Origin of the sequence: Cupriavidus sp. SZY C1, assembly GCF_032190535.1 — a bacterium.
In the GTDB taxonomy this organism is placed as follows: Bacteria; Pseudomonadota; Gammaproteobacteria; order Burkholderiales; family Burkholderiaceae; genus Cupriavidus; species Cupriavidus pauculus_C.
Window position 1 is genome coordinate 15,842 of sequence record NZ_JAUANU010000012.1, and the last position, 23,381, is coordinate 39,222.

General features: G+C 68.0%; 22 protein-coding genes. 19 read left to right on the top strand and 3 right to left on the bottom strand.

Annotation, left to right across the window (positions count from 1 at the left end; translation table 11 throughout):
* Window positions 1-4: 4 nt before the first annotated feature.
* The gene (gene gatA, locus QTN24_RS18195) at window positions 5-1,504 is read right to left on the bottom strand and encodes an Asp-tRNA(Asn)/Glu-tRNA(Gln) amidotransferase subunit GatA (RefSeq protein ID WP_124682762.1); all 1,500 of its coding nucleotides are present in this window, start codon (window positions 1,502-1,504) and stop codon (window positions 5-7) included.
* A gap of 49 nt (window positions 1,505-1,553) precedes the next feature.
* Complete coding sequence (gene gatC / locus QTN24_RS18200; RefSeq protein WP_124682761.1) at window positions 1,554-1,853, bottom strand: Asp-tRNA(Asn)/Glu-tRNA(Gln) amidotransferase subunit GatC; 300 nt, start codon at window positions 1,851-1,853, stop codon at window positions 1,554-1,556.
* Window positions 1,854-2,698: 845 nt separating this feature from the next.
* On the opposite strand from gatC, the gene QTN24_RS18205 reads away from it, so the two are divergent.
* The 7 genes from QTN24_RS18205 (at window position 2,699) to QTN24_RS18235 (ending at window position 10,781) form a co-directional block, all read left to right on the top strand.
* Complete coding sequence (locus tag QTN24_RS18205; protein ID WP_019450345.1) at window positions 2,699-3,742, top strand: rod shape-determining protein; 1,044 nt, start codon at window positions 2,699-2,701, stop codon at window positions 3,740-3,742.
* A gap of 138 nt (window positions 3,743-3,880) precedes the next feature.
* A complete protein-coding gene (gene mreC, locus QTN24_RS18210; RefSeq protein WP_124682760.1) occupies window positions 3,881-4,867 on the top strand; it encodes a rod shape-determining protein MreC in 987 nt (328 codons plus the stop codon).
* Window positions 4,864-5,376 carry a rod shape-determining protein MreD gene (gene mreD / locus QTN24_RS18215; protein ID WP_124682759.1) on the top strand — a complete coding sequence of 171 codons (513 nt, stop codon included), beginning with the start codon at window positions 4,864-4,866 and terminating at the stop codon, window positions 5,374-5,376. The genes mreC and mreD overlap by 4 nt, the downstream gene beginning before the upstream one ends.
* 34 nt (window positions 5,377-5,410) lie before the next feature.
* Window positions 5,411-7,795 (top strand): penicillin-binding protein 2, encoded by a 2,385-nt coding sequence (gene mrdA, locus QTN24_RS18220; RefSeq protein WP_313838813.1) that lies wholly within the window; start codon window positions 5,411-5,413, stop codon window positions 7,793-7,795.
* 12 nt (window positions 7,796-7,807) lie between these two features.
* Complete coding sequence (gene rodA, locus QTN24_RS18225) at window positions 7,808-8,950, top strand: rod shape-determining protein RodA (protein WP_313838814.1); 1,143 nt, start codon at window positions 7,808-7,810, stop codon at window positions 8,948-8,950.
* 68 nt (window positions 8,951-9,018) lie between these two features.
* The gene (locus tag QTN24_RS18230; RefSeq protein ID WP_124682756.1) at window positions 9,019-9,690 is read left to right on the top strand and encodes a DUF484 family protein; all 672 of its coding nucleotides are present in this window, start codon (window positions 9,019-9,021) and stop codon (window positions 9,688-9,690) included.
* 29 nt (window positions 9,691-9,719) lie between these two features.
* On the top strand, window positions 9,720-10,781 hold the full coding sequence (locus QTN24_RS18235) for a tyrosine recombinase XerC (protein WP_313838817.1): 1,062 nt from the start codon (window positions 9,720-9,722) through the stop codon (window positions 10,779-10,781).
* Between the two features lie 9 nt (window positions 10,782-10,790).
* On the opposite strand, the gene QTN24_RS18240 is transcribed toward QTN24_RS18235, so the two are convergent.
* Window positions 10,791-11,747, bottom strand: a complete 957-nt coding sequence (locus QTN24_RS18240; RefSeq protein ID WP_124682754.1) for a transcriptional regulator GcvA — start codon at window positions 11,745-11,747, stop codon at window positions 10,791-10,793.
* A gap of 192 nt (window positions 11,748-11,939) precedes the next feature.
* Between QTN24_RS18240 and QTN24_RS18245 the strand changes: the two genes are divergently transcribed.
* From QTN24_RS18245 to QTN24_RS18300, 12 genes are all read left to right on the top strand, one after another.
* Window positions 11,940-12,308, top strand: coding sequence for a DUF2917 domain-containing protein (locus QTN24_RS18245; protein ID WP_313838819.1), 369 nt, complete (start codon window positions 11,940-11,942; stop codon window positions 12,306-12,308).
* Window positions 12,309-12,471: 163 nt separating this feature from the next.
* Window positions 12,472-13,194, top strand: coding sequence for a lipoyl(octanoyl) transferase LipB (gene lipB / locus QTN24_RS18250; protein ID WP_313838821.1), 723 nt, complete (start codon window positions 12,472-12,474; stop codon window positions 13,192-13,194).
* 64 nt (window positions 13,195-13,258) lie between these two features.
* Complete coding sequence (gene lipA, locus QTN24_RS18255) at window positions 13,259-14,266, top strand: lipoyl synthase (protein WP_313838823.1); 1,008 nt, start codon at window positions 13,259-13,261, stop codon at window positions 14,264-14,266.
* A 354-nt stretch (window positions 14,267-14,620) separates the two neighbouring features.
* On the top strand, window positions 14,621-15,271 hold the full coding sequence (pxpB, locus tag QTN24_RS18260) for a 5-oxoprolinase subunit PxpB (RefSeq protein ID WP_313838825.1): 651 nt from the start codon (window positions 14,621-14,623) through the stop codon (window positions 15,269-15,271).
* The gene (locus QTN24_RS18265) at window positions 15,268-16,287 is read left to right on the top strand and encodes a biotin-dependent carboxyltransferase family protein (RefSeq protein WP_313838827.1); all 1,020 of its coding nucleotides are present in this window, start codon (window positions 15,268-15,270) and stop codon (window positions 16,285-16,287) included. Before pxpB ends, QTN24_RS18265 begins: the two co-directional genes overlap by 4 nt.
* A gap of 35 nt (window positions 16,288-16,322) precedes the next feature.
* Window positions 16,323-17,060: a 5-oxoprolinase subunit PxpA gene (pxpA, locus tag QTN24_RS18270; protein WP_313838829.1), complete on the top strand. Its 738-nt coding sequence runs from the start codon at window positions 16,323-16,325 to the stop codon at window positions 17,058-17,060.
* Between the two features lie 54 nt (window positions 17,061-17,114).
* On the top strand, window positions 17,115-17,849 hold the full coding sequence (locus tag QTN24_RS18275) for a DUF969 domain-containing protein (RefSeq protein ID WP_124682747.1): 735 nt from the start codon (window positions 17,115-17,117) through the stop codon (window positions 17,847-17,849).
* Between the two features lie 3 nt (window positions 17,850-17,852).
* Window positions 17,853-18,803: a DUF979 domain-containing protein gene (locus tag QTN24_RS18280; protein ID WP_313838832.1), complete on the top strand. Its 951-nt coding sequence runs from the start codon at window positions 17,853-17,855 to the stop codon at window positions 18,801-18,803.
* 10 nt (window positions 18,804-18,813) lie between these two features.
* Entirely contained in the window at window positions 18,814-19,467 is a 654-nt protein-coding gene (gene pcp, locus QTN24_RS18285) for a pyroglutamyl-peptidase I (protein WP_313838834.1), read from the top strand.
* 198 nt (window positions 19,468-19,665) lie between these two features.
* Window positions 19,666-21,573, top strand: coding sequence for a hypothetical protein (locus QTN24_RS18290; protein WP_313838836.1), 1,908 nt, complete (start codon window positions 19,666-19,668; stop codon window positions 21,571-21,573).
* Entirely contained in the window at window positions 21,570-22,481 is a 912-nt protein-coding gene (locus QTN24_RS18295) for a T6SS immunity protein Tli4 family protein (protein WP_313838837.1), read from the top strand. The genes QTN24_RS18290 and QTN24_RS18295 overlap by 4 nt, the downstream gene beginning before the upstream one ends.
* Complete coding sequence (locus tag QTN24_RS18300) at window positions 22,481-23,380, top strand: T6SS immunity protein Tli4 family protein (protein ID WP_313838838.1); 900 nt, start codon at window positions 22,481-22,483, stop codon at window positions 23,378-23,380. The genes QTN24_RS18295 and QTN24_RS18300 overlap by 1 nt, the downstream gene beginning before the upstream one ends.
* The last annotated feature ends 1 nt before the right edge of the window (window position 23,381 follow it).

Genomic DNA, 23,381 nt, shown 5'->3' on the forward strand with positions numbered 1-23,381 from the left:
CCGTTCAGGCCGGACGGCGCAGGTGCCAGTCGGTGGCCTGCTGGAACGCATGGGCCACCTGCAGCAGGCGCGCTTCGTCAAAGTAGTTGCCGATGATCTGCAGGCCGACGGGCATGTTGCCGTCGCCAAAGCCGGCCGGCACGCTCATGCCGGGCAGGCCGGCCAGGCTGGTGGACAGCGTGAAGATGTCGGCCAGGTACATCTGCACCGGGTCGGCGGTCTTCTCGCCCAGCTTCCAGGCCACGCTGGGCGCCACCGGGCCCATGATCACGTCGCACTCGGCAAACGCGCGCTGGAAGTCGTCGGCGATGATGCGGCGGATCTTCTGCGCCTGCAGGTAGTAGGCGTCGTAGTAGCCGTGCGACAGCACGTAGGTGCCCACCATGATGCGGCGCTTGACCTCGGGGCCGAAGCCCTCGGCGCGGCTCTTCTTGTACATGTCCAGCAGGTCGCGGTACTCGGCGGCGCGGTGGCCGTAGCGCACCCCGTCGAAGCGCGACAGGTTCGACGACGCCTCGGCCGGCGCGATGATGTAGTACACCGGGATCGACAGCTCGGTCTTGGGCAGCGAGACGTCGACCAGCGTGGCACCCAGCTTCTCGTACTGGGCCAGCGCGGCGCGCACGGCCTGCTCGACGTCGGCCGACAGCCCCTTGCCGAAGTACTCGCGCGGCAGGCCGATGCGCAGGCCGGCCAGCGGCTGCGACGCGCTGGCGCCGGCGCGCGGCTGGCCCAGCAGGCGGGTGAAGTCCTCGTCCACGCCGCCCTGCTCGGGCGACAGGCTCGTGGAATCCTTCGGGTCGAAGCCGGCCATCGCGTTGAGCAGCAGCGCGCAGTCCTCGGCCGTGTGGGCCATCGGGCCGCCCTGGTCCAGCGACGACGCGAACGCGATCATGCCGTAGCGCGACACGCGGCCGTACGTCGGCTTGATGCCGGTGATGCCCGAGAACGACGCCGGCTGCCGGATCGAGCCGCCAGTGTCGGTGCCCGTGGCGGCCGGGGCCAGGCCCGCGGCCACGGCGGCGGCGGACCCGCCCGACGACCCGCCCGGCACGCGGCTGGTGTCCCAAGGGTTGCGCACCGGCCCCTGCCAGGCGTTCTCGTTGGACGACCCCATCGCGAATTCGTCCATGTTGGTCTTGCCCAGCGTGACCATGCCGGCGGCGGCCAGGCGCTCGACCACGGTGGCGTCGAACGGGCTCTCGTAGCCGGCCAGCATCTTCGAGCCGGCGGTGGACTTCCAGCCGCGCGTCACGAAGACGTCCTTGTGGGCGATCGGCACGCCGGTCAGCGGGCCGGCCTGGCCGTTGGCGCGCCGCTCGTCGGCGGCACGGGCCTGGGCCAGCGTGCGCCCGGCGTCGACGTCGACAAAGGCGTTCAGGTCACGGGCCGCGTCGATGCGGGCCAGGTAGTCGCGCGCGAGTTCCTCGGCGGAAATGGTGCGGGCGGCCAGCGCGTCGGCGATCTGGCGCAGGGAGGTCTGTTGGTCGGCGGAAAAGGTCATGTCGGATCGGCAGGCGGCTGGAGGGTGGGCGACGGCTGGGCGGGCGTCGTCACTCGATGACCTTCGGCACCAGGTACAGGCCGCCTTCGGTGGCGGGCGCGGGGCGCTGGTAGTCGTCGCGGCGGTCGGACTCGGTCACGGCGTCGTCGCGCAGGCGCTGGGCGATGTCGCGCACGGCCGACAGCGGGTGGGCCAGCGGTTCGATGCCGGTGGTGTCCACCGCCTGCATCTGTTCCACCAGGGAGAAGAAGTTGTTGAGCTGGGCAAGCGTCTGCTCGGCCTCGGCATCGCTGGTTTCGATGCGGGCCAGATGCGCGATGCGCTTGACGTCGGAGAGTTCGAGAGCCATGGCGTGGTACGGCGCGCGCGCCGGGTTCGGTCCTGCGGACCGGGGGTGTTGCGGCCGTGACGCGCGGGTGGGCGCCGGTTCGCGGACCGGCGTCCACCCAACCGTCGTCGGGTGGCCGTCGGGGGGCCCGCAAGGACGCCGCGCGTCCGGCAACTGGCGCCATGGCCAGGGGGTGCCGGACGGGTGCGCCCGGGGGGCACCCCAGGATCGTCGAAGTTACAAGTTTTTCAGGGCCCGAACGCCCCGAAACAGCCGGAATTATAAGGTATCATTACGCGCTGCTGTCTTGCCGCAGCGCGCGCTCCACTTGGGTTTCGGCGCGGCGGCCGGGCGGTGATGCGGTCGGCACAGTTCGCGCATCGGCAGACCGCGGCGGGCAGCGTCGCCAGCGGTGCCGATGGCCCCAGACGGACGGCATGCACCGCCGGGCGTCGCGAGCATGCAACAGTAATGCGCCATGATCGTGGCCTGGCCGTCAATTAGCGGCCCGTTTTCGTCGTTTTTTCGGTCGTAAGAAACTGGTTCCTCCGATTAGGCTACTGCAATCGTCAGGCGTACTTCACGTATTCGTCCTGTCCGGCGCATCTGGCGGCGAACTTTCGCGCAGAGTCTAATCAAAGGTTCCCGTAGGTCCGGCGTGCAACACCGCGCCGGCCCGAGCGGATCGCCGCTGGCGCACCGGGGGTTTTGCCGTGCCAGGGGTACCGGGCGCGCCGGCCAGGCCGGCGCGGCCGCGCACGCCGGGGAACCGTGAACCATCACCCTTGCAAACGTATTCGTGGCCGGGCCGCCGCAGGCACCGGCCGCTTCGCATACCCGCGAACCAACAGAAGACAGGATTCCTGATGTTCGGATTTCTCCGCAGCTATTTCTCCAACGACCTGGCCATCGACCTGGGCACCGCCAACACCCTGATCTACATGCGCGACAAGGGCATCGTCCTGGACGAGCCGTCGGTCGTGGCCATCCGTCAGGAAGGCGGCCCCAACGCCAAGAAGACCATCACCGCCGTCGGCAAGGAAGCCAAGCAGATGCTGGGCAAGGTGCCGGGCAACATCGAGGCCATCCGGCCGATGAAGGACGGCGTGATCGCCGACTTCACGGTGACCGAGCAGATGCTCAAGCAGTTCATCAAGATGGTGCACGACACCAAGCTGCTGCGCCCGAGCCCGCGCATCATCATCTGCGTGCCGTGCGGGTCGACCCAGGTGGAGCGCCGTGCCATCCGCGAATCGGCGCTGGGCGCCGGCGCCAGCCAGGTGTACCTGATCGAGGAGCCGATGTCGGCCGCGATCGGCGCCGGGCTGCCGGTCTCGGAGCCGTCGGGCTCGATGGTGGTGGACATCGGCGGCGGCACCACCGAGGTGGGCATCATCTCGCTGGGCGGCATGGTCTACAAGGGTTCGGTGCGCGTGGGCGGCGACAAGTTCGACGAGGCCATCGTCAACTACATCCGCCGCAACTACGGCATGCTGATCGGCGAGCAGACCGCCGAGGCGATCAAGAAGGAAATCGGCTCCGCGTTCCCGGGTTCGGAAGTGCGCGAAATGGAAGTGAAGGGCCGCAACCTGTCCGAAGGCATTCCGCGCGCCTTCACCGTGTCGTCCAACGAAATCCTTGAGGCGCTGACCGATCCGCTGAACCAGATCGTGTCGGCCGTGAAGATCGCGCTGGAACAGACCCCGCCCGAACTGGGCGCCGACATTGCCGAGCGCGGCATGATGCTGACCGGCGGCGGCGCGCTGCTGCGCGACCTGGACCGCCTGCTGGCCGAGGAAACCGGCCTGCCGGTGCTGGTGGCCGAAGACCCGCTGACCTGCGTGGTGCGCGGCTCGGGCATGGCCCTGGAGCGCATGGACAAGCTCGGCAGCATCTTCTCCTACGAGTAATACGTGGCTGGGACCGTGGTGACCCGCGTCGCCCCGTCCCCGCGCCCTTCGATGTCTACGCCCGCCAGCCCGTTCCGCCCCGCCCCGCCCGGGGGCCGCGGACGCGCTGGCGGATGGGTTTCGCCTGCCCACCGGTAAATGGATTACTCTCCACCGCCGCTCTTCAAGCAAGGCACGTCCGCTGTCGCCCGGCTGGTCGTCTTCGTGGCGATCGCGCTGGCGCTGCTGATCGTCGACGCGCGCTTCGACGCCATGCGCATCGCCCGCCAGGTGGCCGCTACCGTGCTGATGCCGGTGGAGCGGCTGGTACTGGTGCCGCGCGACGCCCTGCGCGGCGTCTTCGACTACGCCCAGTCATCGGTCACGCTGGCCAATGAAAACCGCGAACTGCGCCGCCACGCGGTGGAGCAGGCCAACGCCTACGTGCGCCAGTCCCAGCTGGAGGCCGAGAACGGCCAGCTTCGCAAGCTGCTGAACCTGCAGCAGCAGTCGGCCACGCCGGTCACGGCGGCCGAGATCCTCTACGACGCCCGCGACCCGTACAGCCAGCGCATCGTGATCGACCGCGGCAGCGCCCAGGGCCTGCGCACCGGCTATCCCGTGATCGACGAGCGCGGCGTGATCGGCCAGGTCACGCGGGTGTCGCCGTTCCAGTCCGAAGTGACGCTGCTGACCGACAAGGACCAGGCCATCCCCGTCCAGGTGGTGCGCAACGGGCTGCGCAGCGTGGCGTTTGGCGGGTCGCGCGCCGGGCTGCTGGACCTGCGCTTCATGGCGGCATCGGCCGACCTGCAGCAGGGCGACCTGCTGGTGACGTCGGGCCTGGACGGCACCTATCCGCCGGGCCTGCCGGTGGCGAAGGTCGTGCAGATCGAGCGCAAGGCCGATACCGCGTTCTCGCGCGTCTATTGCGAGCCGGTGGCGGGCGTGCGCTCGCACCGGCAACTGCTGGTGGTGCGCTACGAATCGGGCCTGGGCCCGCGCCCGCAGGAGGAAACCGCCCCGGCCAAGGCCGAGAAGGGCGCCCGTTCCGCCGCCGCCCGCGCCGGCGCCGAGCAGAAGGCGGCCGACAAGCCCGGCGACAAGTCCACCGATCGCCAGAAATCCCTGGAGCGAGCCCAGTGACGACGTCCCAATACCTGTTGCGTCCGGTCAACCCGGTCTTCATCGCGCTGACGTTCGTGCTGGCCTTCCTGTGGAACCTGATGCCGTGGGGCACCACGCTCTGGATCCCGGACATGGTGGCGCTGGTGCTGGTGTTCTGGAACATCCACCAGCCGCGCAAGGTGGGCATGGGCGTGGCGTTCCTGCTGGGGCTGCTGATGGACGTGCATGACGCCCGGCTGCTGGGCGAGCACGCGCTGGCGTACACGCTGCTGGCCTACTTTGCGATCACGATCCACCGCCGCGTGCTGTGGTTCTCGGTCTATACCCAGGCGCTGCACGTGATGCCGCTGCTGTTCATCACCCATGCCGTGCCGGTGGTGATCCGGCTGGCGATGGGTGCGCCGCTGCCGGGCTGGCCGCTGCTGGTGGCCCCGGTGATCGAGGCGGTGCTCTGGCCGATGGCCACCGCGCTGCTGCTGGCGCCCCAGCGCCGTTCGGCCGACGTCGACGAGACGCGGCCGATCTAGTCCAACCCTACCGCCCAGCCGCCGCAGTACCGCCATGACCGAAATCCGCAACGTCGAACTGGAAATCGGCCGCTTCCGCATCCGCGTGGCGGCGGCCGCCCTGTTCACGGTCATCTGCTTTGGCCTGCTGTTCACCCGCTTCCTGTGGCTGCAGTGGTACAAGCACGACCAGTACTCGGCCAAGGCCGAGGACAACCGCATCTCCGTGGCGCCGATCGAGCCCAACCGCGGCATCATCATGGACCGCAACGGGGTGATTCTGGCGCGCAACTATTCGGCGTACACGCTGGAAATCACGCCGTCCAAGCTGACCGACACGCTGGACAACACCATCGAGGAACTGGCGCGGCTCGTCGACATCCAGCCGCGCGACCGCCGCCGCTTCAAGCGGCTGCTGGAGGAATCGCGCAGCTTCGAGAGCCTGCCGATCCGCAGCCAGCTCACCGACGAGGAAGTGGCGAAGTTTTCGGCCCAGCGCTTCCGCTTTCCGGGCGTGGACGTGCGCGCGCGGCTGTTCCGCCAGTACCCGCTGGGCGAGTCGGCCAGCCACGTGGTGGGCTACCTGGGCCGCATCTCGCAGCGCGACCAGGAGCGGATCGACGCGATGGACGAGGCCAATGACGCCGATCCCGCCAGGTACGACCCGCGCAAGGACGCCGACAACTACAAGGGCACCAACTACATCGGCAAGATCGGCCTGGAGCAGAGCTACGAGACCGAACTGCACGGGCTGACCGGCTTCGAAGAGGTGGAAGTGAGCGCGGGCGGGCGGCCCATCCGCACGCTGTCCACGTCGCCGGCCACGCCGGGCAACAACCTGATCCTGTCGCTCGATATCCGGCTGCAGCAACTGGCCGAACAGCTATTTGGCGACCGCCGCGGCGCGCTGGTGGCCATCGAACCGGATACCGGCGACATCCTGGCGTTCGTCTCCAAGCCGACCTACGACCCGAACCTGTTCGTCGAGGGGATCGACTCGAAGACCTGGGACGAGCTGAACAATTCGCCCGACAAGCCGCTGCTGAACCGCCCGCTGCGCGGCACCTACCCGCCGGGGTCCACCTACAAGCCGTTCATGGCGCTGGCCGCGCTGACCACCGGCAAGCGCACGGCCGCGTGGGGCATGCACGACCCGGGCTTCTTCACGCTGGGCAACCACACGTTCCGCGACGACAAGCCGGGCGGCCACGGCTGGGTGGACATGCAGACGTCCATCGTGCAGTCGTGCGACACCTATTACTACGCGCTGGCGCGCGACATGGGCGTCAACGGCATCCACGACTTCATGAAGCCGCTGGGCTTTGGCCAGCTGACGGGCATCGACATCGAGGGCGAAAGCCGCGGCATCCTGCCGTCCACGGAATGGAAGCGCAAGGCGTACCGCAAGCCCGAGCAGCAGAAGTGGTACGAAGGCGAGACGATCTCGCTGGGCATTGGCCAGGGCTATAACAGTTTCACGATCCTGCAGCTGGCCAACGCGGTGTCGATCATCGTCAACAACGGGGTGGCGATGAAGCCACACCTGGTGAAGGCGGTGGAGAACTCGGTCACGCGCCAGCGGGCGCTGACGGTGCCGAAGGAAAGCTACCGGCTGCCGTTCAAGCAGGCCGACATCGACGTGATCAAGAAGGCGATGGTGGCGGTGACCCATTCGGGCACGGCGGCGCGCGTGTTCGCGGGCGCGGCGTATGAATCGGCCGGCAAGACCGGCACGGCGCAGACCTACACGCTGGCCAAGGGCGAGAAGTACAACCACCACGCGCTGGACGAACGCAAGCGCGACCACTCGCTCTACACGGCCTTTGCGCCGGCTGACAAGCCGAAGATCGCGCTGGCGCTGATCGTCGAGAACGCCGGCTTTGGCGCGGCCGTGGCGGCGCCGATCGCGCGCAAGGTGATGGACTACTACCTGCTGCGCAAGTGGCCCGAGGAACTGCAGGCCACCGCGCCGCCGCCCGAGGAGGCGCTGCGGGCCGGCAACCGGCCGCCGGTGGACACGCCCAGCGTGTTCACGACCGGCGACACGGCCAACGCGGCCACGGCCACGGTCATGCAGACCGCGCCGGGCACCGTTGCCGCGGCGTCGGCGGCCGGGGCCAGCGCGCCCGCCGTGGCCGGAGCGGCCAGCGCCGTGGCTGCCGCGTCCGGCGCGGTGCCGGCGGCGCGCACGGCGTCGGAGTCGATCGCCGCGCAGCTCGATCCCGCCGCGATTGCCCCGGCATCGGCCGTGGTGACGCTCGACGCCCGCATGCTGCAGGCGCTGGGCCACAGCAAGCCGCCCGCGTCGGCTCCGCAGGCCCCGGCCCCCAAGGCCGCGCCCGCGTCGGCGCCGGCACCCAAGCCCCGCACCCAGCCGGCCCGGCCCGCCAAGGTGGCGCAGGCCGCCCCGGCCGGCGCCGGCCAATCCGCTTCAGAGTAAAGGAGACGCGCCATGGACAAACGCCGCGTCGCATCGATGATCAAGACGGCCCTGACCGGCTTCGACAAGCCGCTGGCCCTGATCGTCTTCCTGCTGTTCGCCACGGGCATCGTGGCGCTGTATTCGGCCGCCATCGACATGCCCGGCCGCGTGGAGGACCAGCTTCGCAACATCCTGCTGTCGTACGTGGTGATGATCGTCATCGCGTACATGCCCACCCAGTTGCTGATGCGGGTTGCCGTGCCGCTCTACACGGTGGGGGTGGCGCTGCTGGTGGCCGTGGCGATGTTCGGCCTGATCCGCAAGGGCGCGCGGCGCTGGCTGAACGTGGGCATGGTGATCCAGCCGTCCGAGATCATGAAGATCTCGATGCCGCTGATGCTGGCGTGGTACTTCCAGAAGCGCGAGGGCGTGATCAAGTGGTTCGACTTCATCGTGGCGCTGGCCATCCTGGGCGTCCCGGTGGGCCTGATCGCCAAGCAGCCAGACCTGGGCACCGGCCTGCTGGTGCTGGCCGCCGGCCTGTACGTGATCTACTTCGCGGGGCTGTCGTGGAAGATCATCCTGCCGCTGCTGGCGGTGGGCGTGGTGGCCATCACGCTGCTGGTGGCCTACGAGAGCCAGATCTGCGCGCCGGGCGTGAACTGGCCCGTGCTGCACGACTACCAGCAGCACCGCGTCTGCACGCTGCTGGACCCGACCACCGACCCGCTGGGCAAGGGCTTCCACACGATCCAGTCGATCATCGCCATCGGCTCGGGCGGGGTGACGGGCAAGGGCTGGCTCAAGGGCACCCAGACCCACCTCGAATTCATCCCGGAAAAGCACACCGACTTCATCTTTGCGGTGTTTTCCGAGGAGTTCGGGCTGATTGGCAACGCGGTGCTACTGGTGCTGTACCTGCTGCTGATCTTCCGCGGGCTGTATATCGCGGCCAACGCGCCCACGCTGTTCTCGCGGCTGCTGGCCGGGGCCATCACGCTGATCTTCTTCACCTATGCGTTCGTGAACATGGGCATGGTGAGCGGGATCCTGCCCGTGGTGGGCGTGCCGCTGCCGCTGCTGAGCTATGGCGGGACGGCGCTGGTGACGCTGGGCATGGGCATCGGCATCCTGATGAGTATTTCGCGGCAGAAGCGGCTGATCCAGACCTGAAGCCGCCCGCTAAGGCACTTTGCTACACTGCCAGCCGAAAAAACCTGAATTCGTACCGGTAGAAGCTTATGAACGCGCAAGACGTTGCCGCTTTCCTGCAGAACAACCCCCAGTTCTTCGAGGACCACGCCGAGCTGCTGGCCACCGTGCAGCTCACCAGCCCGCACAGCCACCGCGCGGTGTCACTGCAGGAGCGCCAGATGGAAATCCTGCGCGAGAAGAACAAGGGCCTGGAGCTGAAGCTGGCCGACCTGGTACGCCACGGCCACGAGAACGACCGCACGCAGCAGCGCATGCACGCGTGGCAACTGCGCCTGCTGGCCGAGGCCGATTCCCACGCGCTGCCGTACGCGGTGCAGGACGGCCTGCAGCAGGTGTTCGACGTGCCGGCCGTGGCCCTGCGCCTGTGGAACGTGGCCGAGCCGTTCGCGCACATGGAAGTGGCCCAGGGCGCCAGCGACGACCTGCGCCTGTTTGCCGAAGGGCTGCGCGCGCCGTACTGCGGCGCCAACAGCGGCTTCGAGGCGGCCGGGCTGCTGGAGCGCGACGACATCGCGTCGCTGGCCATGGTGACGCTGCGCGCGCCGGCCCGCTCGGCCGAGGAGGACGCCGGCCCGGCGTTCGGCCTGCTGGTGCTGGGATCGCCCGAGCCGCGCCGCTTCCACGAAGGCATGGGCACGGCCTACCTGTCGCAGATTGGCGAGGTGGCCGGCGCGGCGCTGAACCGCCTGCGCGACTGAGCGGCCTGCCGGGCCGCCACCTTCCCGCCATGACCCGCCATCCGGCCAAGCCAGATCCCGCCGCGGCCGATACGGCCCCGAAGCCGCCGCCCGATCCGCTCGTGGCGCGCTACCTGGACTGGCTGGCAACCAACCGCAAACTTTCGGAATACACGCTCGTCGGCTACGGCCACGACCTGGCCGTGCTGCAGGAATCGGCCATGCGGCTGGCGCCGGGCGTGCCGCTGCTGGCGCTGGAAACGCGCCATATCCGGTCGTTCGCCGCCCGGCTGCACGGTGGCGGGCTGTCGGCCCGGACCATCGCGCGGGCGTTGTCGGCGTGGCGCGGCTTCTATCTGTGGGCAGCGCGGCATGGGCATGGCGTGGCCGCCAATCCCGTCGATGGGGTGCGCGCGCCCAAGCGCGGGCAGCCGTTGCCCAAGGCGCTGTCGGTGGAGCACGCGGTGGCGCTGGTGGCGCACCGGCGCGGCGACACGGCCGACGCCGCGCGCGACCAGGCCGTCTTCGAACTGTTCTATTCCAGCGGGCTGCGGCTGTCCGAACTGACCCAGCTAGACGTGCGCTACACCGAGGACGGCGACTACCGCTCGGCCGGCTGGCTGGACCTGGCCGGCGCCGAGGTGACGGTGATCGGCAAGGGGTCGCGGCGCCGCACCGTGCCGGTGGGCAGCAAGGCGATCGAGGCGCTGCGGGCATGGCTGGCGGTGCGCGATACGCTGCTGCGCCCCGGCGCGCTGCCCGAGGACGCCCACGCGCTGTTCCTGGGCGCGCGCGGCCGGCGGCTGTCGGGCAGCACGATCCAGACGCGGATCAAGCAACAGGCGCTGGCGGCCGGCGTGCCGACCAACGTCCATCCCCACATGCTGCGGCACTCGTTTGCCACGCACCTGCTGCAATCGTCGGGCGACCTGCGCGCGGTGCAGGAAATGCTCGGCCACGCCAGCATCGCCACGACGCAGGTCTACACCTCGCTCGACTTCCAGCACCTGGCCAAGGTCTACGACCAGGCCCATCCGCGCGCCGGGCGGTCAGCCAAGGGTGCCGCCAGCGCGCCGCCTCCGGCAGCCGAGGCGCCGGATGCCGACGAGTAGGTCAGTCGGCTAGGTCCACTGCGACAGGATGTTCCGGAAGCGCTCCATCTCGGGCAGCAGCCACTGGCGGAACGCCTGCACCTTCGGGGTTTCCAGGCTGGCGTGCGTGCAGACAAAGTGCAGCAGCCACGGGCACGGGATGCTCACGTCGAACAGCCGCACCACGCGCCCGGACAGCAGGTCGTTATAGGCCAGCGACGAGCGGATCAGCGCGATGCCCTGGCCCTCGGCGGCGGCCTGCAGCAGCAGCGACGAATCCTGCATCATCAGGCCCTTGGTCGGCTCGGCCCAGGTCAGCCCGGCGGCTTCGAACCACGGTTTCCACGGATCGCCCTCGCCGCGCAGCAGCGGCATGCCGGCCATGTGCGCGGGCTGCTCGGGCAGGCGGCCGCCGTTGAAGTTTGGGCTGCAGACCGGAAAGAACACGTCGTCGAGCAGCCGCTCCACATACAGGCCCGGATACTGGCCGCTCCCCATCCGCAGCGCCACGTCCACCTCCTCCGAGGCAAAGTCGACCAGAGAGTTCGACGACAGCAGCTCCACGTCGAACTCGGGATGCTGCTCGATGAAGCTGCCGATGCGCGGCGTGAGCCAGCGCGCGGCAAACGACGGCATGGTGCTGATTGTCAGGCGCTTCTCGCGGTTGCCGGCCTGCAGCGCGCGCGTGGCGTCGGCAATCTGCAGCAGCGCGTCGCGCACGCGCTCGGCGTAGAGCCGGCCGTTGGCGGTCAGCATCACGCGCTTGCCCCGGCGCTCGAACAGCGGCTGGCCCAGTTCCTCCTCCAGCGCGCGGATCTGGTGGCTGACCGCGCCATGGGTGACGAACAGCTCGGCCGCCGCGCGCGAGAAGCTTTCGTGGCGCGCCGCGGCCTCGAACGTGCGCAGCGCGGCCAGCGCGGGCAGGCGCGGAAATTCGCGTTTCCAGCTACGGGGTTCGTCGGGATGCCAGGCGCCGCTCCAGACCATGATGACCTCGGCTATGTGAGATGAGCTAACAAGACCCAAGAATATATATCGTTTTGATAGTGGCGTGGACCTCCCTAGAATCCAATGCACCGGACCCCGCCACACGCGCCCCCAACTGTGCTGGTCCAATGACCAAGCCAGTTCCGGACCTGCCGGCCGCGCGCCGGGCCCCGGACTCACGGAGAACCGATCATGAAAGCCCTACTCACAACGACCGTCTTCACGCTGAACCCCGGCGAAGTGGCACCGCTGTCGGTGCACGCCGCCCAGCGCCTGTTCGTGGAAGATGCCAAAGGCGTGGACGTATGGGTGACCCGCGAGAACGATTCCGAGGACTACTGGCTGCGCTGCGGCGGCAGCCTGCTGCTGCGGCGCGGGGACGAGATCGTGCTGAGCATCGATCCGCGCGCCAGCGGACCGGTGCGGCTGGCACTGATCGCCGAAGCCCGCCGCCCGGTGCTGACGCTGGCCGACGTGCCGCACCTGGTGTACCGCGCCGTGAAGCGTCTGGTTCGAGGCACCGAATGGACGCCGGGGAAAGACAAGGTACACGCCTCCTGAGCGCGCTGCCGACGGCCGGCCGCGCCTGAAACTGGTGTGGCCGCCGCGCGATGATAAGCAGCCGCACAGGTGATCTTCGCGGCACCTTGGCGCCACCCTCGCACCACCCGCCACAGGGCCGGACTGCCAGCGCAGCCCGGCCCTTTTCGTTACACTCTCGGGCATGCATCCGATCCAAGTCATCGACCAGGGCAGCCAGCCGTACGCGCCCTGTTTCGACGCCATGCGGGCCTTCACCGCGGCCCGCACGCCCGAGACGCCCGACCAGATCTGGCTGGTCGAGCATCCTCCCGTCTACACGCTCGGGCAGGCCGGCGACCCGGCCCACCTGCTGGCCCCGGACGACGCCATTCCGGTCGTGCAGATCGACCGTGGCGGACAGATCACCTATCACGGCCCCGGCCAGGTCGTGGCCTACCTGCTGCTGGACCTGCGCCGCCGCCACCTGATGGTGCGCGAGCTGGTGCACGATATCGAGCAGGCCGTGCTGGACACGCTCGCGGCGTATAATCTCGCAGCCGAACGCAAGGCCGGCGCGCCCGGGATCTATCTGACCGACGGACCCCACCGGGGCGCCAAGATTGCCGCGCTCGGGCTCAAGATCCGCAACGGCTGCAGCTACCACGGCGTCAGCCTGAACGTGCAGATGGACCTGGGCCCGTTCCTGCGCATCAACCCGTGCGGCTATGCCGGGCTGGAAACAGTCGACATGGCCACGGCGGGCGCCACCTTCGCGGCGGCGGACGATGCCGGCCCGCTGCCCGTTACCGCGGCACAACAACCCGCAATCGCACGACGCCTGGCGGCGGCCCTGTGCGAGGTCCTGTCGGCGCGCGAGTCGCGCGCGCGGCAGGCCCACGGAAATGCCGCCGCCGAGGCTGCCTGACCGTGGCACGCCCGGCCCCGATTCAACGCCCAACATGCACGCGGCTGCGCGTGCGGAGAACAGTATGAGCGACGCCCTGATCGCCACGTCCAGCGAAGCCCCGCAAAGCCCTGCCGCGCAAAGCCCTGCCGAATACGACGCCACGAAAAAGCAGAAGTCCGCCGAGAAGACCGCGCGCATCCCCATCAAGATCGTGCCGGCCGAAAAGCTCAAGAAGCCGGACTGGATCCGCGTCAAGGCCGCCACCGGCAATTCGCGGTTCTACGAGATCAAGGACATCCTGCGCGCCAACAACCTCGTCACCGTCTGCGAGGAAGCCAGCTGCCCGAACATCGGCGAGTGCTTTGGCAAGGGCACGGCCACGTTCATGATCATGGGCGACAAGTGCACGCGCCGCTGCCCGTTCTGCGACGTCGGCCATGGCCGCCCGGACCCGCTGGACGTGAACGAACCCGGCAACCTGGCCCGCACCATCGCCCAGCTCAAGCTCAACTACGTGGTGATCACCAGCGTGGACCGCGACGACCTGCGCGACGGCGGCGCCCAGCATTACGTCGACTGCATCTCGCAGACGCGCGAGCTGTCGCCGAACACGCGCATCGAGGTGCTGGTGCCGGACTTCCGCGGCCGCCTGGATAAGGCGCTGGACATCCTGCAGGTGTCGCCGCCCGACGTGATGAACCACAACATGGAAACGGTGCCGCGCCTGTACAAGCAGGCCCGCCCGGGCGCCGACTACGCGCACTCGCTGAAGCTGCTGCAGGAGTTCAAGCGCCGCAACCCGGACGTGCCGACCAAGTCCGGCCTGATGGTGGGCCTGGGCGAGACCGACGAGGAAATCCTGGAAGTCATGCGCGACATGCGCGCCCACGACATCGACATGCTGACGATCGGCCAGTACCTGGCGCCGTCGAACCACCACCTGCCGGTGATGCGCTACGTCCATCCGGACACCTTCAAGATGTTCGAGGAAGAGGCGTACAAGATGGGCTTCACCCATGCCGCCGTGGGTGCCATGGTCCGCAGTTCGTACCACGCCGACCAGCAGGCCCATCAGGCCGGGTTTGCCTGACCGGCCCCTCCGGCCCGTCCTGCCCCGCACAGAAGCCGCGTCCCTCCTTGGGCGCGGCTTTTTTGCTTGATGGGGGCTGGATGTCTGCATCGCGCCTTTCAGCCACCTTTCAGCGGGGGCGCCCGCCGCGCCGCTTTCTCCCCGTTTCGGCGCCGTTTGCCGCATTTCCGTGCAAAACGACCTAGGGTTCCCCCGAGGTGCCGGGCATGACCATGTTTCGATACCATGAATTTATCGATAAATCGTCGATGAAATTTTCTTGAGTCACGCGGGGATTCCCGACGACGCCGGAACGCGGTGCTTGTGGCGCCTACACTGCATGCACCGAACCCGATCCAACCTGTGAGCCCGTCCATGCCCCACTGCACCGTTCACCGTCTGGCCGAGCAGGCGCTGCTGTACAGCGTGGCGCCGCCCGCGTCGCTGGACGTCCAGCGACGCATCTGGGCGATGGCCGAGCGCGCCGCCGACTGGCGCGGCGTGGTGGATGTGGTGCCGGGCATGAACAACCTGACACTGACCTTCGACGCCAGCGCCGACGTCGACGCGCTGGAGCGCAACCTGAAGCTGGCCTGGGCGTCCGGCGAGACGCGCAACGCCACGGGCAAGCTGGTGGAGATCCCCGTGCGCTACGGCGGCGAGTTCGGCCCCGACATTGCGGACGTTGCCGCGCACACGGGCCTGTCGCCGCAGGAAGTGGTGCGCCGCCATGCGGCGGGCGAGTACGTGGTCTATTTCCTGGGCTTCCAGCCCGGCTTTGCCTACATGGGCGGGCTGGCGCCCGAGCTGGCCACGCCGCGCCGCCGCGAGCCGCGCCTGGCCGTGCCGGCCGGGGCCGTGGGCATCGGCGGCGAGCAGACCGGCATCTATCCGGCCGTGCTGCCCGGTGGCTGGCAGCTGATCGGCCGCACCGACGCCCAGTTGTTCGTGGCCGACCGTGACCCGCCGTCGCTGTTCGCCCCGGGCGATACCGTCCGCTTCGTTGCCGAGGAGGTGCTGCTGTGATCGAGATCATCCGACCCGGCGCGCAGGCGTCGGTGCAGGACCTGGGCCGCGTGGGCTTCCGGCGCTTTGGCGTGGGCCGCTCCGGCGCCGCCGACGACCTGGCGCTGCGCGTGGGCAACCGGCTGCTGGGCAACGACCCCAACGCGGCGGCCATCGAATTCACGCTCGGCCGCGCGGCGTTGCGGTTCGACGCCGACATGCGCGTGGCGCTGACCGGCGCCGAATGCAGCGCCAACCTGGACGGCGTGCCGGTCTGGTCCTGGCATGCGTTCGACGTGCGCCGTGGCGAGACCCTGACGCTGCCCGCACCGCGCGGCGGCACCCGCACCTACCTCTGCGTGGCCGGCGGCATCGACGTGCCGCTGGTCATGCAATCGCGCAGCACCGACCTGAAGTCCGGCTACGGCGGCTTTGAAGGCCGCGTGCTCAAGGAGGGCGACCGCCTGCCCGCCGGCCGGCCGGGGCTGGCCGCGCCGCAGGACTGGGTCGGCGTGGCCGCGCCGGGCTGGGCGCTGCCGGTCAACCGCCAGGGCAACGCGCTGACCATCCGGCTGCTGCCCGGCCCCGAGTATCCCGATTTCGAGCCCGCGTCGCAGCAGGCGCTGTGGTCGGCTGACTGGACCATCACGCCGCAGAGCAACCGCATGGGCCTGCGGCTGGAAGGCCCCGCGCTGGCGCGCCGCGCCGAGCGGTCTGCGGACCTGCTGTCGCACGGCGTGGTGCCGGGCGTGATGCAGGTGCCGCCGAATGGCCAGCCCATCGCGCTGATGAGCGACGCGCAGACCACGGGCGGCTACCCGAAGATCGGCACCGTGATTGGCGCCGACCTGTGGCGCCTGGCGCAGGTGCCGCTGGGCGCCACCGTGCGGTTCGCGCAGGTGACGCTGGACCAGGCCGCCGCGGCGCAGGCCGAGGTGGACCGCTACCTGCGCCAGATCGACCAGGCGCTGCGCTGGCAGGACGGCGGCATGCAGATTGCCGCGCGCCGCCGCACCACCACGCGGTTCGTCGCATGAATTCCCCCGCCCCCATCCATCCGGAGAACGTTCCCATGCAAATCGACCTGAACGCCGACCTTGGCGAAGGCTGCGGCAACGACGAAGCCCTGCTCAAGCTGATCAGTTCCGCCAACGTCGCGTGCGGCTGGCACGCCGGCGACGCGGCCACGATGCTGCAGACCGTGAAGTGGGCGCTGGACAACAACGTGGCCATCGGCGCGCACCCGAGCTTTCCGGACCGCGACAACTTCGGCCGCACCGAGATGCAACGCGACCCCGAGGCCGTCTACGCCGACGTGCTGTACCAGATCGGCGCGCTCGACGCCATGGTGCGCGCGCAGGGCGGCCGGCTGGCCCACGTGAAGCCGCACGGGGCGCTCTACAACATGGCCGTGCGCGATGCCCGGCTGTGCGACGCCATCATCCGCGCCGTGCGCGACTACGACGCCAGCCTGGTCTTCTTCGGCCTGGCCAACAGCCAGATGATCACGATGGCCCGCGACGCCGGGCTGCGCGTGAAGGAAGAGGTCTTTGCCGACCGAGGCTACAACCCCGACGGCACGCTGGTCAGGCGTGGCACGCCGGGCGCGCTGCACGACGACGAGGACGTCGCCCTGAACCAGACGCTGTCGATGATCCGCGACCGGCAGGTGCGCGCCATCGACGGTACCTGGGTACCGATTCGCGCCGAAACCGTGTGTCTGCACGGCGACGGCGCCCACGCGCTTGCCTTTGCACGCCGCATCCGGGAACGGCTCGGCGCGGAAGGCATCGCCATCCGGGCCAGCTGACGGGCCAACCCCGCCAGCGCTGGCTTTGCTCCACTCCGCACTCAGGTAAGTCCTATGCAACCGGCTGTCAACCTTTGGCCCCTGCTGGGGGTCGGTGTCATCATCCTTGGCTTTGTCCTGCGGTTCAATCCCATGATGGTGGTGGCGGCAGCCGCCATCGTCACGGGGCTGGCCGCGTCGATGCCGCTCGAACAGATCTTCACGGCGATCGGCACCGCGTTCGTCAAGGCGCGCAACCTGCCGCTGATCATCCTGCTGCCGCTGGCCGTGATCGGCCTGCTGGAGCGCCACGGGCTGCGCGAGCACGCGCAGGCGTGGATTTCGCGCATCGCGTCGGCCACGGTGGGCCGGCTGCTGATCGTCTACCTGGCCGTGCGCGAGCTGACCGCCGCGGTGGGCCTGACCAGCCTGGGCGGCCATCCGCAGATGGTGCGGCCGCTACTGGCCCCGATGGCCGAAGGCGCGGCCGAGAACCGCTTCGGCCATCTGCCCGAGCCGGTGCGCCAGCGCGTGCTGGCGTTCTGCGCCGCCACCGACAACGTGGGCCTGTTCTTCGGCGAGGACATCTTCGTGGCGTTTGGCGCCATCGCGCTGATGCACACGTTCCTGCTGTCGTCGAACATCGACGTGGAACCGCTGCACATTGCCGTGTGGGGCATCCCCACCGCGATCTGCGCGTTCCTGATCCACGCGGTGCGCCTGAAGCGGCTGGACGGCTGGCTGGAGCGCGAACTCGGTGGCCCGCAGGCCGCCGGTACTCCGGCCACCGCCGGCGCGAAGGGGGAGTGAGCGATGATCGTCTCGATCGAATACCTGTACTGGCTGGCCGGCCTTGTCCTGCTGATCACGGCGCTGATGACGTTCACGGACAAGGCGCATCCGCGCCGGCTGTCCACGGGCCTGTTCTGGCTGCTCTACGCGGTCATCTTTCTCATCGGCGACAAGATCCCGCCGGCCATCGTCGGCGTGGCCGCGGTGGTGATGGCGCTGATCGCCGGGTTTGGCGGCGTGGGCATCGGCAAGCACGGCACGCTGCCCGAGGCCGAGCGGCGCGCCAGCGCGCGGCGCCTGGGCAACCGGCTGTTCATCCCGGCGCTGCTGATTCCGCTGATCACGGTGCTTGGCACGGTGCTGTTCAAGGACGTGAAGATCGCCGGGCTGCCGCTGCTCGATCCCAAGAACGTGACGTTCGTGTCGCTGGGCATCGGCTGCCTGGTGTCGCTGTTCGTGGTCTGCTGGCTGACGCGCGACACCGTCACGCAGGGCATGCGCGAGTCGCGCCGGCTCATCGAGTCGCTGGGCTGGGCGCTGGTGCTGCCGCAGATGCTGGCCATGCTGGGCCTGGTGTTTGCCGACGCCGGCGTGGGCAAGGCCGTGGCGCACCTGACCACGTCGTACATCAACATGGACTTCAAGCTCGTGGCCGTGGCGGTGTACTGCGTGGGCATGGCGCTGTTCACGATCATCATGGGCAACGGCTTCGCGGCCTTCCCGGTCATGACCGGCGGCGTGGGCGTGCCGATCCTGGTGGGCGTGTTCGGCGCCAACCCGGCGGTGATGGCGGCCATCGGCATGTTCTCGGGCTACTGCGGCACGCTGATGACGCCGATGGCGGCCAACTTCAACATCGTGCCCGCCGCGCTGCTGGAACTGGACGACAAGAACGCCGTGATCCGCGCGCAGGTGCCGTCGGCGGTGGCCATCCTCGTGGCCAACATCTTCCTGCTCTACTTCCTGATGTAAGGAAACCACCATGCCCCGTACCGTTCTACTGACCGGCTTCGAGCCGTTCGAGCAGGAGCCGATCAATCCGTCATGGGAAGCGGTGCGGGCGCTGGACGGCGCGCGCATCGGCGACGCCGTGGTGGTGGCGCGGCAGTTGCCGTGCGTGTTCGGCAAGGCCATCGACGCGATGGCCGGGCTGGTGGCGTCGCTGCAACCGGACGTGGTGATCGCCGTGGGCCAGGCGGGGGGCCGCACGGAACTGTCGATCGAGCGGGTCGGCATCAACGTGGACGACGCGCGCATCGCCGACAACGCGGGCGCGCAACCCGTGGACCACGCCATCGCCCCCGACGGCCCCGCCGCCTACTTCTCCACGCTGCCCATCAAGGCCATAGTCCGCGACCTGCGCGCGGCCGGCGTGCCGGCCATGGTGTCGCAGACGGCCGGCACGTTCGTCTGCAACCACGTGTTCTACGGCCTGATGCACACGCTGGCCCAGCGCGGCCTGAGCGGCGTGCGCGGCGGCTTCATCCATATCCCCTACCTGCCTGAGCAGGCCGCCCGCCATCCCGGCGCACCGAGCCTGGCCCTGGACACGCTGATCGCCGGCCTGCGCGTGGCGGTGGCAACGACGCTGTCGACCGAGACCGATATCCGCGAGCAGGGCGGGCAGCTGCATTAGGCACTGACTCTCCCTAGGCCTTTTCCGAAGCCCTTCCGCCTGCATGGCCGAAGGGCTGTTCGCCTTGTGGTTCCGCTGCCCGCGCGAGGGCTCCGCGTCGGCAAGTCGTCCTTGACCTAAGCCAAAGCTGGTCCGTATCGGCTCACGTAGTGTGAGGCGCCATGTGCATGCGTCGGGCATGCCACGTCGAATGGAGCCGTGCAACATGTGGAAAGTCGGGAGACGCCGCAGGTCAATGCGCTTTCAGTCAGCCAGCCACCATGCTGGCCGTCCGGTGCGGGGCGCGATATGAACCCGCCGAGGATCGTCATCCCGCCCACGCTCATCGACGACGACGGCCAGCCGTACACCGTCTCGACGATGAGCCCCGTCGAGGAGAACATCGAGAAGATCGTCCTCCTCAAGCCATGCATCATCCCCGTGCTGTTCCTGCCCGGCATCATGGGCACCAACCTGCGCAACAAGACCGACGGCAGCAAGGCCTGGCGCCCGCCCAACACCGACCTCGTGGGACTGCCGAACGCCTTCCTGCAGTTGATCGTCTACGCCTTCACGTCAGCCGAGGAACGGGCGGACACCCTGGCCATGGACCGGGTGGAGGTGGACCCCAGCGGCCCCATCGACGCCGGCAGGAGCGGCCTGCCAAAGAACGTACTCAAGGCGCGCGGCTGGGGCGCGCTGATGCGGTCCAGCTACCACCCGTTCATGGCCAACCTGGAGTTCTACCTGAACAACCTGGCCTTGTACGACTTCGAGCGCAACGAGGTGGACTTCAAGGAATGGGCCCACGAGACCGGCGCGGAATCGCCCACCGACTGGGGCAGCGAGACCGGCGAGCCGCTGACGCGCGAGGAAATCCTGCACGCGGCGCGGTACAAGTTCGACGTCTGGGCCGGTGGCTACAACTGGATCCAGAGCAATCGCGATTCGGGCCAGCAGATCAAGGACTTCATCGAGAACCAGATGCTCCCGTTCTACAACCAGGGCCGCACGATCCGGGTCACCGGCACCCCCGACGGCAAGGGCAAGGACGAAGCGACGATGGTCCGCAGGCGGCCATCACGCGTGGTGGCGGAGAAGGTGATCATCGTCACGCACTCGATGGGCGGCCTGGTGAGCCGCGCCCTGACCGAAATCCACGGCTGCGACAAGGTACTGGGCGTCTCGCACGGCGTACAGCCGGCAACCGGCGCACCGGCCGCGTACAAGCGAATGCGGGCCGGCTTCGAAGGCAAGGAACAGATCATCCTGGGCAGCAACGCGGCAGAGGTGACGGCCGTATCCGCGCAATCACCCGGCGCGCTGGAACTGCTGCCGACAGCCGACTACAACGACGGAAAGCCATGGCTCTTCGTGCGAGAGCGAAAGGTAGGGCAGGGAGCCCAACATCCGCCGGTGCTGGCGCTGCCCCAGCACGGTGACCCGTACTCGGAGATCTATCAGACGTCGGCTTGGTATGGGCTGGTGCCCGAGCATAACGAGGGGATGTTGTCGTTGGGTAAGAAGCAAAAAGGTGACAGCGCATCTCCAGTTGCGACGTCCCTACCCGAGCGAGGGGCGCACCGACTGAAACTGTCCGAGCGCATTGAGAAAGTCAAACAGTTCCACGCAGCAATAGAGCGTGGCTACATGAAACACACTTACGTTCACTATGGCGCGCAAGGGCGGCGGGATAGCAAACTCGACAAAGGTGGGCTGTTTGGAACCGGGCTGATGGCACCTAACGACAGGTGCGCATGGGGCGAGGTCGTCTGGGAGGCGCGCGACCACGGTGTATTGGACCCAGATAGCGTGAGCATTGCGGTCGACGACGGGAATGGAAAACTCCGCACCACCGACGGCATCTGGATGCACATCGCCGCACCACAGTCGCCGGGCGACGGAACTGTGCCAGTCGAATCTGCTGCTGCACCCACCGGGCAACCCGGCGTCCTCATGTCGTTCGCGCACGGCCATGGAAGCTCAGGAACGCGCAATGCGAGCTTCGGCTATGACCATCAAGACAGCTACAACGACGAGCGCGCGCTTTTCGCGACGCTCTACGCGATCATCAAGATTTCTCAGCAAGCAAATTGGTACCCGTTGAATGAGGAGCCTTCAAAATGAAGTGGGACTGGAAAACTCTCGCCATTGGCCGCCACTTGGTCGATGTGCCGGGCACTGCCAAAGTTATCCCGCAGTGGCGACACAACGAGGTGCAGATCGAGTTGGCGGACGAGATCAGGACTGACGCTGAGTACGACAAGATGGTCGACGACCGCGAACGGGTACTTCGAGCTTCAAAGCACAACAAGCATGGCACGCTGTTTGTGCAACGCGTTCAGCACGCAAATCGTGGCGTAACCCTTGTTTCGTGGCGTGAGCCATTCAGCAAGTACGTTTATCTCTTTGATACGTTCTACCGGGCAGGTGGTCAGACTGTCATTTACTCCGGCGAGGTGACCGTCGATCTACGCGACAGTGCCATCGCAGTTTGCGATGAACTGAGCCAGAGCTGGAGGGAGATCGTTCCGGGGACAATTCCCGAGCGACCTGGCTTCGTGGCTAGAAACACCATATTGGAGAACACCGCCTTCAACCACGAAAGCTGGACCCTAGCTATCCGCCTTGCCGGAAAGCCCGACGTCGCCCTCCGCATCGCCACCTACGCACGAAGCGTGGACCGCCCAGGCTTGCGCGAGCGATCGGGCGGACTGCTCGCCAGCTTGCTGGGTTCGATCGCCGGCATGCATCAGTTGCGGAATCATGCGCGCGATGTGGGGCCGATCGCAGCCGATGAGATTCTCGTTGCCGGCACCGAAGCCGGCAAGCGGCATTACGCCTTCAAATGGGAAGCGCCCGGGAAGGCCTACAAGCTGGGCGACCCCCACATCAATGTGTCGATGAACGTGACGGAGAGCGACTACACCACCAACGAAACTTCCTTTGCCGACGACGCGGAAGCGCTGGAGCTTTGGGACCGGCTCGTCGATTCGATCCGGCTGCGGCCGGGTGCGGTGGGGCCGAGGGAGTGATGATGCAGGTCTGGAAGACCATGGCAATCGGCCGTCATCTGGTGGATGTGCCCGGCACCGCTACCGTCATCCCTCAGTGGCTGTACAACGGCGTGGCCATAAACCTCGCCGATGACGTTCGGACCGATGCACAATTCGACGAGATGGTGAATGAGCGTGAGCAGGTGCTGAGATCAGCAAAGCACGATAAGCACGGCAATCTCTTTGTTCGACGCATCCATCACGCAAATCGAGCCGTGACCGTGGTTTCTTGGCCCAAGCCATTCAGTCAGTACATGTACCTCTTCGATACCTACTTTCGAGTCGGTAACCAGACCATCCTGTACTCCGGGGAAGTTACCGACGATCGAATGGACGTTGCGCGGCAAACGCGTGACGCGCTAAGCCAGAGTTGGCGTTTGATCGAAGATCGCACGCTCCCGCAGGAAGCGGGATTCGTCGCACGCAACGTGCTGCTGGCGCGGACTGCCTTCAACCACGAAAGCTGGACCCTGGCCATCCGCCTAGCCAGAAAGCCCGATGTCGCCCTCCGCATCGCCACCTACGCACGAAGCGTGGATCGCCCGGGGCTGCGAGAGCGGGCAGGCGGGATACTGCCGAGCCTGCTGCGATCCTTCGCCGGCATGCATCAGTTGCGCAACCAAGCGCGTGATGTGGGGCCGATTGTGGGTCACGAAATCCTGGTGGCGGGGACCGAAGCTGGCAAGCGACATTACGCCTTCAAGTGGGAGTCGCCGGGTAAGGCGTACGAGCTGGGCGACCCCCACATCAACGTCTCCATGAACGTGACGGAGAGCGACTACACCACCAACGAAGCCTCCTTTGCCGACGACGCGGAAGCGCTCCAACTCTGGGACCGGCTCGTCGATTCGATCCGGCTGCGGCCGGGTGCGGTGTGAC